At 61.5% G+C, this 14,254-nt stretch carries 13 protein-coding genes; 6 read left to right on the plus strand and 7 right to left on the minus strand.

From position 1 onward, the window contains the following. Positions 1-113 precede the first annotated feature (113 nt). The gene (gene kefF / locus ACJ8HN_RS15535) at positions 114-671 is read left to right on the plus strand and encodes a glutathione-regulated potassium-efflux system oxidoreductase KefF (RefSeq protein WP_033637069.1); all 558 of its coding nucleotides are present in this window, start codon (positions 114-116) and stop codon (positions 669-671) included. Continuing rightward, complete coding sequence (gene kefC / locus ACJ8HN_RS15540) at positions 664-2,517, plus strand: glutathione-regulated potassium-efflux system protein KefC (RefSeq protein ID WP_033637070.1); 1,854 nt, start codon at positions 664-666, stop codon at positions 2,515-2,517. Before kefF ends, kefC begins: the two co-directional genes overlap by 8 nt. A 35-nt stretch (positions 2,518-2,552) precedes the next feature. Here kefC and ACJ8HN_RS15545 read toward each other — a convergent pair whose 3' ends face one another. Continuing rightward, the gene (locus ACJ8HN_RS15545; protein WP_015376619.1) at positions 2,553-3,167 is read right to left on the minus strand and encodes a LysE family translocator; all 615 of its coding nucleotides are present in this window, start codon (positions 3,165-3,167) and stop codon (positions 2,553-2,555) included. Positions 3,168-3,294: 127 nt separating this feature from the next. On the opposite strand from ACJ8HN_RS15545, the gene ACJ8HN_RS15550 reads away from it, so the two are divergent. The 4 genes from ACJ8HN_RS15550 (at position 3,295) to ACJ8HN_RS15565 (ending at position 7,252) form a co-directional block, all read left to right on the plus strand. Continuing rightward, positions 3,295-4,095 carry a threonine/serine ThrE exporter family protein gene (locus tag ACJ8HN_RS15550; RefSeq protein ID WP_033637071.1) on the plus strand — a complete coding sequence of 267 codons (801 nt, stop codon included), beginning with the start codon at positions 3,295-3,297 and terminating at the stop codon, positions 4,093-4,095. Continuing rightward, positions 4,092-4,556, plus strand: coding sequence for a threonine/serine exporter (locus ACJ8HN_RS15555; protein ID WP_033637072.1), 465 nt, complete (start codon positions 4,092-4,094; stop codon positions 4,554-4,556). Before ACJ8HN_RS15550 ends, ACJ8HN_RS15555 begins: the two co-directional genes overlap by 4 nt. Positions 4,557-4,699: 143 nt before the next feature. Continuing rightward, complete coding sequence (folA, locus tag ACJ8HN_RS15560) at positions 4,700-5,182, plus strand: type 3 dihydrofolate reductase (protein WP_442523673.1); 483 nt, start codon at positions 4,700-4,702, stop codon at positions 5,180-5,182. 180 nt (positions 5,183-5,362) lie between these two features. Beyond that, entirely contained in the window at positions 5,363-7,252 is a 1,890-nt protein-coding gene (locus ACJ8HN_RS15565) for a PhoX family protein (protein ID WP_442523674.1), read from the plus strand. Between the two features lie 44 nt (positions 7,253-7,296). On the opposite strand, the gene apaH is transcribed toward ACJ8HN_RS15565, so the two are convergent. The 6 genes from apaH to lptD form a co-directional block, all read right to left on the minus strand. Beyond that, positions 7,297-8,148, minus strand: a complete 852-nt coding sequence (gene apaH / locus ACJ8HN_RS15570; RefSeq protein WP_442523675.1) for a bis(5'-nucleosyl)-tetraphosphatase (symmetrical) ApaH — start codon at positions 8,146-8,148, stop codon at positions 7,297-7,299. Between the two features lie 2 nt (positions 8,149-8,150). Further along, positions 8,151-8,528 (minus strand): Co2+/Mg2+ efflux protein ApaG, encoded by a 378-nt coding sequence (gene apaG, locus ACJ8HN_RS15575; protein WP_016929119.1) that lies wholly within the window; start codon positions 8,526-8,528, stop codon positions 8,151-8,153. Positions 8,529-8,540: 12 nt separating this feature from the next. Continuing rightward, positions 8,541-9,359 carry a 16S rRNA (adenine(1518)-N(6)/adenine(1519)-N(6))-dimethyltransferase RsmA gene (gene rsmA, locus ACJ8HN_RS15580; protein WP_033637076.1) on the minus strand — a complete coding sequence of 273 codons (819 nt, stop codon included), beginning with the start codon at positions 9,357-9,359 and terminating at the stop codon, positions 8,541-8,543. Beyond that, positions 9,352-10,344, minus strand: coding sequence for a 4-hydroxythreonine-4-phosphate dehydrogenase PdxA (gene pdxA, locus ACJ8HN_RS15585; protein WP_033649277.1), 993 nt, complete (start codon positions 10,342-10,344; stop codon positions 9,352-9,354). The genes rsmA and pdxA overlap by 8 nt, the downstream gene beginning before the upstream one ends. Then, a complete protein-coding gene (gene surA / locus ACJ8HN_RS15590) occupies positions 10,331-11,632 on the minus strand; it encodes a peptidylprolyl isomerase SurA (RefSeq protein ID WP_033637077.1) in 1,302 nt (433 codons plus the stop codon). Before surA ends, pdxA begins: the two co-directional genes overlap by 14 nt. A 65-nt stretch (positions 11,633-11,697) precedes the next feature. Next, positions 11,698-14,058, minus strand: a complete 2,361-nt coding sequence (lptD, locus tag ACJ8HN_RS15595) for an LPS assembly protein LptD (RefSeq protein ID WP_049234050.1) — start codon at positions 14,056-14,058, stop codon at positions 11,698-11,700. Between the last annotated feature and the right edge of the window lie 196 nt (positions 14,059-14,254).

Here is a 14,254-nt window from a genome sequence, read left to right on the forward strand (position 1 = left end):
AATTTGTCGGCAGGCGTTAAAAATTTCCGCTATCAATCAGTGGGCAAACTGTCACCCTGTGTGATTGGTATATGCTTGGTGTATTGGCAAGGAACGAAGGAACGACGATAACAATGATTCTGATAATTTACGCTCACCCGTATCCCCGGCATTCGCATGCCAATCAGCGCCTGCTGCAGGCGGTGAGGGATCTCCCCGAGGTAGAGGTGCGCTCGCTGTATGAGCTGTACCCCGATTTCAATATCGATATCAACGCCGAGCAGCGGGCGCTGGAGCGCGCCGACCTGGTGGTGCTGCAGCATCCGATGCAGTGGTACAGCTTCCCGCCGCTGTTGAAGCTGTGGATCGACAAAGTGCTGGAGCACGGCTGGGCCTACGGCCACGACGGCAACGCGCTGGTGGGTAAAGACTGCCTGTGGGCGGTGACCAGCGGCGGCGACGAGCACCACTTCGAGCTGGGCGACTTTCCCAACTTCGCTGCGCTGGCGCAGCCGCTGCAGGCCACGGCGATCTACTGCGGCATGAACTGGCAACCCTATTTTGCCGTACATAATACTTTTACCTGCAACGAACCGGCGCTGCTCGCCGCCGGCGAAGCCTACCGGCAGCGGTTGGTCGACTATCTGATGGAACATGCCGAAGCGGAAACTCGGGAGGCCAGCCATGGATAATCACCACATGATGATCGAGGGGCTGATCTACCTCGGCTCCGCCGCGCTGTTCGTGCCGATCGCGGTGCGTCTGGGGCTGGGCTCGGTGCTCGGCTACCTGATCGCCGGCTGCATCATTGGCCCCTGGGGGCTGAAGCTGGTGTCGGACGCCGAGTCGATCCTGACCTTCGCCGAGATCGGCGTGGTGCTGATGCTGTTTATCATCGGCCTGGAGCTGGATCCCAAGCGGCTGTGGACGCTGCGCGCCTCGGTGTTCGGCGGCGGCAGCATTCAGATGGTGGGCTGCGGCCTGGCGTTGAGCGCCTTCTGTTACTTCCTCGGCCTCAACTGGAAGGTGGCGCTGCTGATCGGCCTGACGCTGGCCCTCTCATCCACCGCCATTGCCATGCAGGCGATGAGCGAACGCAATTTGACGCCGTCGCCGATCGGCCGCAGCGCGTTTGCGGTGCTGCTGTTCCAGGATATCGCGGCGATCCCGCTGGTGGCGATGATCCCGCTGCTGGCCAGCAGCGGCGCCACCACCACGCTGGGCGCTTTCGTGCTGTCGGCGGCCAAGGTGGTGGGCGCGTTGACGATGGTGGTGCTGCTCGGCCGCTACGTCACCCGCCCGCTGCTGCACTTCGTCGCCCGTTCGGGCATGCGCGAGGTGTTCAGCGCCGTGGCGCTGTTCCTGGTGTTCGGCTTCGGCATCCTGCTGGAGATGGCCGGGCTGTCGATGGCGATGGGGGCGTTCCTCGCCGGGGTGCTGCTGGCGAGCTCGGAATACCGCCACGCGCTGGAGAGCGATATTCAGCCGTTCAAAGGGCTGCTGCTGGGGCTGTTCTTTATCGGCGTCGGCATGTCGATCGACTTCGGCACGCTGTTCCATCACCCGCTGCTGATCGCCTCGCTGTTGCTGGGCTTTATGCTGATCAAGGCAGCGCTGCTGTGGCTGATTGGGCCGCTGCTCGGCGTGCCGAAGCGCCAGCGCGGCCTGTTTGCCATTCTGCTGGGGCAGGGCAGTGAATTCGCCTTCGTGATCTTCAGCGCCGCGCAGCTGGCCGGCGTACTGCCGGTCGAATGGGCCAAGTCGCTGACGCTGGCGGTGGCGCTGTCGATGGCGGCCACGCCGCTGCTGTTGGTGATCGCCGCGCAGCTGGAGAAAAATGCGCCGAAAGAGGAGCGCCCGGCGGACGTCATCGACGACGAAAATGCCAGCGTGATCATCGCCGGCTTCGGCCGTTTCGGCCAGATCGCCGGCCGCTTGCTGCTGGCCAACGGCGTACACACCGTGGTGCTGGATCACGATCCGGACCATATCGAAACGCTGCGCAAATTCGACACCAAGGTGTTCTACGGCGACGCCACGCGCGCCGATCTGCTGGAGGCCGCTGGCGCCGCCCACGCCAAGGTGCTGATCAACGCCATCGATGACGTGGAAGACAGCCTGGCGCTAACCGAGCTGGCCAGGCAGCACTTCCCGCATCTGAAGGTGGTGGCACGGGCGCGCGACGTCGATCACTGGTATCAGCTGCGGCAGCTGGGGGTGGAAAAACCGGAGCGCGAAACCTTCGAAAGCTCGCTGCGCGTCGGCCGTGAAACGCTGGAGCTGCTGGGGCTGGACGCCTATGAGGCGCGCGAGAAGGCGGACACGTTCCGCCGCTATAACCTGAAGATGCTGGAAGACACGCTGGAGAATTATCAGGACACCGAGTTCCGCATCGCCAGCCTGCAGCGGGCCAAGGAGATGCTCAGCGCGGCCATCGAGCAGGATCAGAATCGGCTGGCGCGGGTGCAGCAGACCGGCTGGCGCGGCAGTATCGATGGCAAGGCGCCGGAGGACGAGGTGGTGGAAGCCAAAGGATAAGAGTAGGGGCGCCAGATCGGCGCCCCTTCTTTTGCTTAGCTCAGCGCGACCTTGATGCCCAAGGCGATCAGCATGCCGCCCAGCAGCTTGTCGACGATCTTCTGGGTCTTTTCCAACCCGCGGCGCACCGGCCCGCTCTGGATCAGGAACACCAGCAGCGGCCACCAGATAACCGACAGGCCGAGAATAATCCCCGCGTACCACAGCTTGTCGCCCAGACCAGAATCGATCTGCAGCACCTGGGTGAACACCGCCAGGAAGAACAGGGTGGCCTTCGGGTTCAGCAGGTTGCACAGGTAGCCTTGCGCAAAGGCGCTCTTCAGGCTGACCTGCTGCTGCGGCAGATTGCTGACGTTCATCTTGCCGCCGCCGCGCGAAAGCAGCGCCTGGATGCCGATCCACACCAGATAGACCGCCCCGGCGTATTTCAGCAGGTTAAACAGCCACGGCGTGGTGGTGATCACCACCGCCAGCCCGGCGACGCAGTAGGACATGTGGGTGGCGACGCCGCAGATCACGCCGAAGGCGGTCATCATGGCGGCCAGCCGTGGATAGCGGGCGGCGTTTTTGATCACCAGGAAAAAATCCGGGCCGGGGGAGAGCATGCCGAGGGCGGCAATGCCGGCGACGAACAGCGAAGTTTCAAGCATGGGAGCGTCTCGCGCAAAAGACAGAGTTCTGGCGATAATAACGCCGCTTCCTCTGATGCGCATCAACCCAATGAGGTATTGTTAGGCTCTATGATAATAATTCATCTACCGCCAGCAACGGAGCACCATGCAGCAGACTAACGCCACAGACCGGCCGGAGCCGCACCGGCAACAGCGTGAAATTACCCGCCTGTGCATTCAATGCGCGCTGCTGCTGTTGCAGCACGGCGCCGAGAGCACGGTGGTGGAACAGCTGTCGACCCGCCTGGGGCTGGCGCTGGGGATGGACAGCGTGGAAAGCTCGATCTCCGCCAATGCGGTGGTGTTGACCACCCTCAGCCACGGTGCCTGTCTGACCACTACCCGCAAGAACGTCGATCGCGGCATCAATATGCAGGTGGTGACCGAAGTGCAGCATATCGTGATCCTCGCCGAGCATCGCCTGGCGGATGCGCACGACGTGGCGCGCCGCTTTGACAGGATCCGGCCGCTGCGTTACCCGCGCTGGCTGGTGGTGCTGATGGTGGGGTTGTCCTGCGGGTGTTTCAGTATGCTCAACGGCGGCGGCGGCGATGCTTTCCTGGTGACCTTTATCGCCAGCGGCGCGGCGATGCTGGTGCGCCAAATCCTCACCGCCCGCCATATGAATCCGCTGATCAATTTTTGCCTGACGGCGTTTGTCGCTACGTCGATCTCCGGACTGCTGCTGCGCCTGCCGGCGTTTAAAGACACCTCGAGCGTGGCGATGGCCGCCAGCGTGCTGTTGCTGGTGCCGGGCTTCCCGCTGATCAACGCGGTGGCAGACATGTTCAAGGGGCACGTCAATACCGGGCTGGCGCGTTGGGCGATGGCCAGCCTGCTGACGCTGGCGACCTGCATCGGGGTGGTGATGGCGATGTCGCTGTGGGATCTGCGGGGGTGGTCATGAGTCTGCTGTGGGCCTTGTTGCAGGAGATGCTGTTGGCGGCGGTGCCGGCGCTGGGCTTCGCCATGGTGTTCAACGTGCCGCTGCGCGCGCTGCGCTATTGCGCGTTGCTCGGGGCTATCGGGCGCGGCTCGCGCATGCTGATGATGCATGGCGGCATGAACATCGAGTGGGCCTCGCTGCTGGCGGCGATCCTGATCGGTATCATCGGCATCTACTGGTCGCGCTGGCTGCTGGCGCATCCGAAGGTGTTCACCGTGGCGGCGGTGATCCCGATGTTCCCCGGCATTTCCGCCTATACCGCGATGATAACGGTGGTAGAGATCTCGCATCTGGGCTACAGCGAAGCCCTGATGGAGACCATGATCACCAACTTCCTCAAGGCCAGTTTTATCGTTGGCGCATTGTCGATCGGCCTGTCGTTGCCGGGCCTGTGGCTGTACCGCAAACGCCCCGGCGTGTGAAATGACCTGGCGGGAGATCGTTGGTTATTAGATATACTGATAAGAGCTATCTTATATATTCATCTTGCTTGATTAGCCTATCGACGGCACTCAGGCCTTTACGTATAGTGTCACCAATTTTGCTGCCTACACAGGGTTAAACAATGATTATCAGCCTGATCGCTGCCTTGGCGGCGGATCGCGTTATTGGCATGGAAAACGCCATGCCGTGGCACCTGCCGGCGGACCTTGCGTGGTTTAAACGCAACACGTTGAATAAGCCGGTTATTATGGGCCGCAAGACCTTCGAGTCCATCGGCCGCCCGCTGCCGGGCCGCCACAATATCGTTTTGAGCAGCCGCCCGGGCAATGCCGCCGGGGTGACCTGGGTGACCTCGCTGGATGAAGCGCTGGCCGCCGCGGGCGAGGTGGAAGAAGTGATGGTGATCGGCGGTGGGCGCATCTATACCCAGCTGCTGCTGCGCGCCGATCGCCTGTACCTGACGCACATCGACGCCGAAGTCGGCGGCGATACCCACTTCCCGGATTACGAGCCGGACGAGTGGGAAACCACGTTCAGCGAATTCCACGACGCCGACGATCTGAACTCGCACAGCTACTGCTTCGAAATCCTGCAGCGCCGCTGATTTAAGCGCGTTAGCCAACTCTCCCCGGGGGCGCAAGCAATTGCGCCCCCGGCCTTTTTGCGCCCGTCGTTTGTAACCTTTCCGTCACATTACCTGATTAGTATGAAGCCCAACTCCGAGCGCCACGGCAACTCTGGTGAATCTTGACTGCGGCGCCATAACTAAAAAGGTAACCACGCTATGACCAAGCAAATTGAGCAATTAGACGCCGACCGCCTGATCGATCCCACTCGCCGCAAACTGCTGCTCGGCAGCGCCGGCGCCGTCGGCCTGGCCGGTTTTCTCGGCGGCGGCATCTGGTCGGTCTCCAGTGAGGCGTTGGCCGAGGATCTGCCGCCGAACAAGCTGTTGGGCTTTCAGGGTATCGCCGCGTCTACCGCCGATGAGGTGACCATCGCGCCGGGCTACCGCGCCGAGGTGCTGATCTCCTGGGGCGAGCCGCTGGTGGACGGCGCGCCGGCCTTCGATCCGCAGGGCAACAACAGCGCCGCCGATCAGGAAAAACAGTTCGGCGACAATAACGACGGCATGAGCTTCTTCCCGATCGATGACAATCACGGCGTGATGGCCATCAATAACGAATACGTTAACGAGCAGTACCTGTTCGCTCACGGTGGCGCCAAGGCCACCAGCCTGGAAGAGGTGCGTAAATCGCAGGCGGCGCACGGCGTCTCCATCGTGGCGGTAAAGCGCGTCGGCGACGGCCAGCGCTGGGAGGTGGAGCGCCCGTCGCGCTATAACCGCCGCATCACCGCCAATACCGAAATGCAGTTCAGCGGCCCGGCCGCCGGGCACCCGTTGCTGCAGACCGCCGCCGATCCGAGCGGGCGCAAGGTGCTGGGCACTTTTGGCAACTGCGCCAACGGCAAGACGCCGTGGGGCACCTACCTGACCTGCGAAGAAAACTTCGATACCTACTTTGGCACTCATCAGGCTGATTACAAAACCACGCCGGAACAGAAGCGCTACACGCTGAAGGCCAGCGAACCGGAGCGCAACTGGCCGGACTATGACGAGCGCTTCGACGTGGCGAAGAACCCCAACGAATTCAACCGCCACGGCTGGATCGTCGAGATTGACCCGCTGAATCCGACCTCGACGCCGATCAAGCACACCGCGCTGGGCCGCTTCAAGCACGAGAACGCGGCGGTGACCGTGGCCAAAGATGGCCGTTTGGTGGTGTACATGGGTGACGACGAACGCGGCGAACATATCTATAAGTACGTTTCCAAAGGCGTGGTCGACGCCGCCAATCCGGCCAACAACCGCACGCTGCTGGACGAAGGGACGCTGTACGTGGCGCAGTTCGACGGCGATGAGGCCGGCACGCCGCTGAAGGGCAAAGGGCGCTGGATTGCGCTCGAGTTCGGCAAGAACGGCCTGACGCCGGAGAACGGCTTCCGCGACGAGGCCGAAGTGCTGATCTTCGCCCGCAAGGCGGCGCAGCAGGTCGGCGCCACCAAAATGGATCGCCCGGAGTGGATCGCGGTGAACCCGCATGACGGCCGCGCGTACTGCACGTTGACCAACAACAGCAAGCGCGGCGAGGAAGGGATGCCGCTGAACGCCGCCAACCCGCGGCCGAACAATATCTATGGCCAGATCATTCGCTGGGACGAGGGCGGCGACGCCACCGCCGGCACCTTCGCCTGGGACATCTATGCGCTGTGCGGCAATCCGATCGCCCATCCGGAAGGTGTCAACCGCGGCACGCCGAACATCACGGCGGAAAATACCTTCAACAGCCCGGATGGGCTGGGCTTCGATCGCGCCGGCCGTCTGTGGATCCTCACCGACGGCAAGTACAGCAACAAGGGCGATTACGCCGGGCAGGGCAACAACCAGATGCTGGTGGGCGATCCGATCAGCGGCGAAATTCGCCGTTTCATGGTGGGGCCGAAGTCCTGCGAACTGACCGGCATCACCTTCACCCCGGACTACAAGACGATATTCGTCAACGTGCAGCATCCGGGAGAAGAGGGCGATTCGCACTTCCCAAACAACAGCCCGCGCCCGCGTTCATCGGTGTTGATGATCACGCGTGAAGATGGCGGGGTGATTGGGGCGTAAGGCGCTAAAGAGAGCAAAGGCGGCCTGGGGCCGCCTTGATGTTTTCAGAACGCGGCCAGCCTGCCGGCGTGGTCAGGCGCCTCGCCGCGATTAGCGGGCTGCGTGAAGTAACGGCGGTCTTCCCAGCGCAGCATCGTCAGATCGCCGCCCCAGCAGCAGCCTGTGTCCAGCCCGATCACGCCTTCCGGCGTACCCTTGCCTTCCAGCGAGGCCCAGTGGCCGAAGACGATGGTGTATTCCAGATCCACCAGGCGCGGCAGCTCGAACCACGGTTTCAGCGGCGCGGGTGCGGTGCCCGGCGCATCTTTGCAGATCATGTCGAGCTGGCCGTTGGGGAAGCAATAACGCATGCGCGTCAGCGCATTGGTGCTGAAACGCAGGCGCGCCAGGCCGCTCAACTCCGGCGTCCAGTTGTTCGGCATATCGCCGTACATGGCGTCGAGGAACAGCGGGTAGCTGTCGCTGCTTAATACCGCTTCCACTTCGCGCGCGCACATTTTCGCGGTGTCGATATCCCACTGCGGGGTGATGCCGGCGTGCGCCATCACCAGCTTTTGCTCATCGTCCACCTGCAGCACCGGTTGGCGGCGCAGCCAGTTGATCAGCTCGTCGGCGTCCGGGGCCTCCAGCAGCGGGGTGATGCGATCTTTGGGTTTGTTGCGGCTGATGCCGGCGTAAACCGCCAGCAGGTGCAGATCGTGGTTGCCCAGCACCATGCGCACCGCCGGGCCGAGCGAGCGCACGAAGCGCAGCACGTCCAGCGAGGCGGGGCCGCGCGCCACCAGATCGCCGGTCAGCCACAGTTGATCGCGCTCGGGATCGAACGCAACCTGAGCCAGCAGCGACTTCAGTTCATCGAAACAGCCGTGAACGTCGCCGATAAGGTATGTCGACATAATTAATGGATCAGCGTTGGAATGGCTAAGCGAAACACGGGAATAGCGGTGCGGAACGGCTGACCCTGGTGGTCAACCATTTCGTAATGGCCTTCCATGGTGCCCAGCGGCGTTTCCAGAATGGCGCCGCTGGTGTACTGAAACTCTCCGCCGGGCGGAATGACGGGCTGTTCGCCGATCACGCCTTCGCCCTGAACTTCGGTTTGGCGGCCGTTGCTGTTGGTGATCAGCCAGTAACGGCCCAGCAGTTGCACGTCGGTCCGCCCCAGATTGCGGATGGTGATGGTATAGGCGAAGACGTAACGCTCTTCTTCAGGGATCGACTGTGATTCCACATAGATGCTCTGAACCTGAATACACACGCGGGGCGAATCAATCATGACAACAACTCCTTATTGCTGCGGCGCCGGATTGGCTGACAGCCAGTTCGCCAGCTTGCAGTACTGCGCCACAGAAATATTTTCTGCTCTGAGCGAAGGATCGACGCCCAGCTCCGTCAGCTGCTCCGGCGTGAACAGGTCGCCCAGGCTGTTGCGGATGGTTTTCCGCCGCTGGTTGAACGCCTGCGTGGTGATGCGGCTCAGCATGCGCACGTCGCCCACCGGATTCGGCAGCACGCTGTGCGGCACCAGGCGCACCACGGCGGAATCGACCTTCGGCGGCGGCGCGAACGCGGTCGGCGGCACTTCCAGCACCGGAATGACGTTGCAGTAGTACTGCGCCATCACGGTCAAACGCCCGTAGGCCTTGCTGTTCGGGCCGGCCACCAGACGGTTGACCACCTCTTTTTGCAACATAAAGTGCATGTCGCGGATTGCCTGAGTATAGCTGAAAAGGTGGAACATCAGCGGCGTCGAAATATTGTACGGCAGGTTACCAAATACGCGCAGCGGTTGGCCAGCTTCCTCGGCCAGTTCGGCGAAATTCACCGTCATGGCGTCCTGCTGGTGGATGGTCAGCTTGTCTTTCAGCCGCGGGTGGTTCTCAAGCCGGGTGGCCAGATCGCGGTCCAGTTCGATCACCGTCATGCGGTCCATGCGCGCGCCGACCGGCTCGGTCAGGGCGCCGAGGCCGGGGCCGATCTCGACCACCGCTTCGCCCGGCTGCGGGTGAATGGCGGAGACAATGCTATCGATGACAAACTGATCGGTTAAAAAGTTTTGTCCAAAGCGTTTGCGGGCAAAGTGCCCTTGGTGGACTCTGTTATTCATTACAATTAATTATCATTTTAATGGCGAGATTCAGGGCCGTTTGGAAACTGCCGACATCGGCGGTGCCGGTGCCGGCCAGTTCCAGAGCGGTACCGTGGTCGACCGAGGTGCGTATGAAAGGCAAACCGAGGGTGATATTCACCGCGCGGCCGAACCCTTGGTATTTTAGCACCGGCAGCCCCTGATCGTGATACATCGCCAGCACCGCATCGGCATCTTGCAGATATTTGGGCTGGAACAGGGTGTCCGCCGGCAGCGGGCCGACAAGATGGATGCCCTCAGCGCGCAGCGCGTCGAGCGCCGGGATGATGGTGTCTATCTCTTCGTGCCCCATATGGCCGCCTTCCCCGGCGTGGGGGTTCAGGCCGCAGACGTAAATGTGCGGCCGGGCGATGCCAAATTTGGTTTTCAGATCGTGGTCGAGGATGCGGATGACTTCGAACAGGCTCTGTTGCGTGATGGCGCCCGGCACCGCCAGCAGCGGCAGGTGGGTGGTCGCCAGCGCCACGCGCAACTCTTCGGTCGCGAGCATCATCACCACGCGATCGCAGCGGCTGCGATCGGCAAAGAATTCGGTATGGCCGATAAACGGCACGCCGGCGTCGTTGATCACGCCCTTGTTCACCGGGCCGGTGATCAGCGCGGCGAATTCGCCGTTGAGGCAGCCGTCGCAGGCGCGCGCCAGGGTTTCCACCACGTAGGCGCTGTTGCCGACGTTCAGCTCCCCTGCGGTGACCGGGTGAGCGAGCGGCACCGGCAGCACGGTCAGCGTGCCGGCGCGTTGCGCTTCGGCCGGTTGCTGCGGCTGGTAGTCGCGCAGCGTCAGCGGCAGGCCCAAACGTTTGGCGCGTTCAAGCAGCAGGGCCGGATCGGCGCACACCACCAGCTCAACAGGCCAATCCTGTTGCGCCAGCGCTGCCACCAAATCCGGCCCTACCCCGGCGGGTTCGCCGGGGGTAATGACGACGCGTTTATTGCTGTGCATCGCTGCCATCGAGGATCTTCACGTAAGCCTGGGCGCGCTGTTCCTGCATCCAGGTCTGCGCTTCTTCGGCGAATTTACGGTTGAACAGCATGCGGTAAGCGCGATCTTTCTGCGCGGCGTCGGTCTTATCCACCTGACGAGTGTCCAGCAACTGAATCAGGTGCCAGCCGAAGGAAGAGTGGACCGGCGCGCTGATTTCACCCTTGCTCAGCTTCAGCAACGCATCGCGGAAGGCCGGATCGTAGATGTCCGGGGAAGCCCAGCCCAGATCGCCGCCCTGCATGGCAGAACCCGGATCCTGCGACAGCTGTTTGGCTTCGTCGGCAAACTTGGCGCGGCCGCTCTTGATCGCTTCCGCCACGGATTGCAGCTTGGCACGCGCCTGATCGTCGGTCAGCACCACCGAAGGTTTCAGCAGGATGTGACGGGCGTGCACTTCGGTAACCGACACCGACTGGCTCGCGCCGCGGATGTCGTTTACTTTCAGGATGTGGAAGCCGACGCCGGAACGGATTGGGCCGACGACGTCGCCTTTCTTGGCGCTCACCAGACGTTCCGCGAACAGGGTCGGGATCTCTTGCAGCTTGCCCCAGCCCATGTTGCCGCCTTTCAGCGCCTGAGAATCGGCGGAGTAGGTGATCGCCAGCTTGCCGAAGTCGGCGCCGCTGTTGATCTCACCCACCAGGCGTTTGGCCAGCTCTTCGGCTTTGTCGACCTGCTGCTGCGACGGATTCTCCGGCAGCGGGATCAGGATGTGGCTGATGTTCATTTCGGTGTCGCTGCCGTTCTGCGCGCCCACCTGCTTGGCCAGCGCGTCCACTTCCTGCGGCAGGATGGTGACGCGACGGCGCACTTCGTTGTTACGCACTTCGGAGATCAGCATCTCTTTGCGGATCTGCGAACGGTAGGTGTTGTAGTTCAACCCTTCGTAAGACAGGCGGCTGCGCAGCTGATCGACGCTCATCTTGTTTTGCGCGGCGATGTTGGCGATCGCCTTGTCCAGATCGGCGTCGGACACGGTGATGCCCATTTTCTTGGCCATCTGCAGCTGGATGTTATCCATGATCAGGCGTTCGATGATCTGATGGCGCAGCGTCTTGTCGTCCGGCAATTGCTGGCCGGCCTGCTGGGCGTTGAGCTTCACTGACTGCAACAGACCGTTGACGTCGCTTTCGAGTACCACGCCGTTATCCACGACGGCGGCGACTTTATCCACTTCTTGGGGTGCTGCGAACGCGGCATTGGCGCAAACCACCAATCCGAGAATAAGCGTTCTCCAGTTCTTCATACATTTCCCATTATGTAATCCGCAAATGCGGGTGAAAGTTCTCGTTTTCAAAGTGTTGCAAAGCGTCAGAATGCGCGCTGATACGGCAGAATGCCGGAGCGCAGCATTTCTGCGGAGCCGAGACTATGATCGCTGCTCAGGCCGCGCAGTTCGACGTTGAACGAAACTCTGTTGTCGTAAACGCTGGTATTGTTGCTGTTGTTCCAATCGGTGATCTTGCGCTCATAGCCCAGGGTCACCGCCCAGCAGCAGGTGTTGTACTTCAGCCCCACCAGCTGATCGGCGGATTGCTTGGCGCGGGTGTCGTAGTAATACGCCCCGACCACCGCCCAACGATCGGCGATCGGCCAGCTGCCGGTGATGCCCACCTGCGAGATGCCGTCCTGGAAGGCCGGAACCGTTTTGGTGTTCAACGCCGTCTGGATGTATTCCGGCGTGGCGTAACGGTAGTTCAACTGCACCACGCGCTCGGCGTCCTGGCGGTATTCCACCACGCCGTTGCCCAGCGAGACGCTGTTCAGGCGGGTGTCGTACTGCAGGCCGCCGCGCAGGCCCCAACGATCGTCGATTTTCCAATAGGTATCGCCGGCCCAGGCCACGCTGCCGGTATCGTCGTTGTTGTCGTACCCGGTTACCTGATCGCCGGTGCGCGAACGGCTGAAGTAGTAGATTTGACCCACGGAAGCGTTAAAACGTTCAACCAGCGCGTCATCATAAATGCGGGTGGTCAAACCGGTGGAGACGCGGTTCTGCGAAGCGATGCGATCCAGGCCGCTGTAGGTGCGGTCGCGGAACAGGCCGGAGTAGTCGGTCTGCAGCAGCGTGGTGTCGTAGGTGTAGATGTTACTCTGGTCGCGGTACGGCACGTACAGGTACTGTACGCGCGGCTCCAGCGTCTGGGTGGCGCCTTCGGCCCAGATCATCGGGCGTTCGAACACCAGCTTGCCGTCGACCTTGAACTGCGGCAATACGCGGTTGACCGAATCATCAAGCTCCGGTGCAACGGCGCCTTTGCGGCTCTGGTAGTTGGCGGCGAAACCGTCAGGAATATCCTGCTGGTAGTGGGTCGCCATCACCTTGGCTTCGGTGTTCAGGCTGGCCCAGCCGTTGGTGAGCGGCAGGTTGAGCGTCGGCTCCATATGCAGACGGGTGGCGTCCGGGCTGTACGGGTTGACGCTGGTGAACTTGGCCGCCTGGCCGTAAATATGGAAGTCGAACGGGCCGATGTCGTTTTTGTAGTAGTTCAGATCCAGCTGCGGCTGAACTTTATACGATTCCGACTGCGAGCGATCGGTATCGTCGTAAATCTGGAACTGCTTGGAACTCAGCGTGGCGTTCCAGTTCTCGTTGGCGTAGCCGAGGCTGAATTTCTGCGTGGCGTAGCCGTCGGTGGTGGAACCGTACTTGGAGTCCAGATCGGTGAAGTATTTGGAATCGCTGACCTTGGTGTAGTCGACGTTGAAGCGCCACACCTGATCCATGACGCCGTTGTGGTTCCAGTAGAACAGCCAGCGCTTGCTGTCGTCATGATCTTTGCCGTATTCCTTGTCGTCCGGCAACCAGTCGAACTCCATCAGGCCGAGGCCCGGCTGCACCAGATAACGGAACTCGGTCTGCCACTGCAGGCCGCGCTTGGACATATAATGCGGCGTGATGGTGGCGTCGTAGTTCGGCGCGATGTTCCAGTAGTACGGCAACATGAACTCGAAGCCGTTGTTGCTGCCGTACTTGGCGTTCGGGATCAGGAAGCCGGAACGGCGCTTGTCGCCGACCGGCAATTGCAGGTACGGGCTGTAGAACACCGGCACGCCGCCGATGCGGAAGCGGGCGTTCCACACTTCCGCCACCTGCTCTTCGCGATCGTGGATCACTTCGGAGCCGACCACGCTCCAGCTGTCGTCGCCCGGCAGACAGGAGGTAAAGGTGCCGTTTTCCAGAATGGTGTAACGGTTGGCGCCGCGCATTTTCATCTTGTCGGCGTCGCCACGCCCCTGACGGCCTACCATTTGGTAGTCGCCTTCATAGACGTCGGTATCTTTGGTGTTCAGGTTCGACCAGGCCTTCGGGCCTTTCAGTTTGATCTGATTGTCGCTGTAGTGCACGTCGCCGGTGGCGGTGACGGTGCGCACCGGCTCCGCCTGGCCAGGATTTTGCGTCTGGTTCAGCTCGACTTCTTTGGCGGTCAGGGTGCTGTTGCCCTGCTCGATATGCACGTTACCGCTGAACAGGGCGCTTTTCGGATAGTCGGCGCGCGAGTCATCGGCATTGATGGTGACCGGCAGGCTGTTCGGATCGCCGCTGACCAAAGGTTTGTCGTAAACGGGAACGCCAAGCATGCATTGCTCGGCCAGATCAGCCAGCGCGTGCTGACTGTAGAGTGCCGTCCAAATCATCGTGGCCAGCAGTGTTGGGAAACTTTTTTTCATACGCGGTTTTGGTGTTCCGTCATCAGAGGCGTCATGTCCGGCAAACGGTCAGAGACTATATTACTCATCTGCGTTGCGCTAGTGCTAAATCCAGCCGTTTACTTGCGTCGTCGTTAGGCGCAAAGATAAATGACAGGTATGATAATCCAAATTCTGGGAAAAATCGCCTGCGCCCTTTCCTGAAGCGAAGGGGGCG

It is taken from the genome of Serratia sp. CY29653, from assembly GCF_052169255.1.
GTDB classification, from domain to species: domain Bacteria; phylum Pseudomonadota; class Gammaproteobacteria; order Enterobacterales; family Enterobacteriaceae; genus Serratia; species Serratia sarumanii.

Bases quoted from the DNA above. Each gene is read 5' to 3' on its own strand.
- kefF (WP_033637069.1), top strand. From the start codon at position 114: ATGATTCTGATAATTTACGCTCACCCGTATCCCCGGCATTCGCATGCC.
- kefC (WP_033637070.1), top strand. From the start codon at position 664: ATGGATAATCACCACATGATGATCGAGGGGCTGATCTACCTCGGCTCC.
- ACJ8HN_RS15545 (WP_015376619.1), bottom strand. From the start codon at position 3,167: ATGCTTGAAACTTCGCTGTTCGTCGCCGGCATTGCCGCCCTCGGCATG.
- ACJ8HN_RS15550 (WP_033637071.1), top strand. From the start codon at position 3,295: ATGCAGCAGACTAACGCCACAGACCGGCCGGAGCCGCACCGGCAACAG.
- ACJ8HN_RS15555 (WP_033637072.1), top strand. From the start codon at position 4,092: ATGAGTCTGCTGTGGGCCTTGTTGCAGGAGATGCTGTTGGCGGCGGTG.
- folA (WP_442523673.1), top strand. From the start codon at position 4,700: ATGATTATCAGCCTGATCGCTGCCTTGGCGGCGGATCGCGTTATTGGC.
- ACJ8HN_RS15565 (WP_442523674.1), top strand. From the start codon at position 5,363: ATGACCAAGCAAATTGAGCAATTAGACGCCGACCGCCTGATCGATCCC.
- apaH (WP_442523675.1), bottom strand. From the start codon at position 8,148: ATGTCGACATACCTTATCGGCGACGTTCACGGCTGTTTCGATGAACTG.
- apaG (WP_016929119.1), bottom strand. From the start codon at position 8,528: ATGATTGATTCGCCCCGCGTGTGTATTCAGGTTCAGAGCATCTATGTG.
- rsmA (WP_033637076.1), bottom strand. From the start codon at position 9,359: ATGAATAACAGAGTCCACCAAGGGCACTTTGCCCGCAAACGCTTTGGA.
- pdxA (WP_033649277.1), bottom strand. From the start codon at position 10,344: ATGCACAGCAATAAACGCGTCGTCATTACCCCCGGCGAACCCGCCGGG.
- surA (WP_033637077.1), bottom strand. From the start codon at position 11,632: ATGAAGAACTGGAGAACGCTTATTCTCGGATTGGTGGTTTGCGCCAAT.
- lptD (WP_049234050.1), bottom strand. From the start codon at position 14,058: ATGAAAAAAAGTTTCCCAACACTGCTGGCCACGATGATTTGGACGGCA.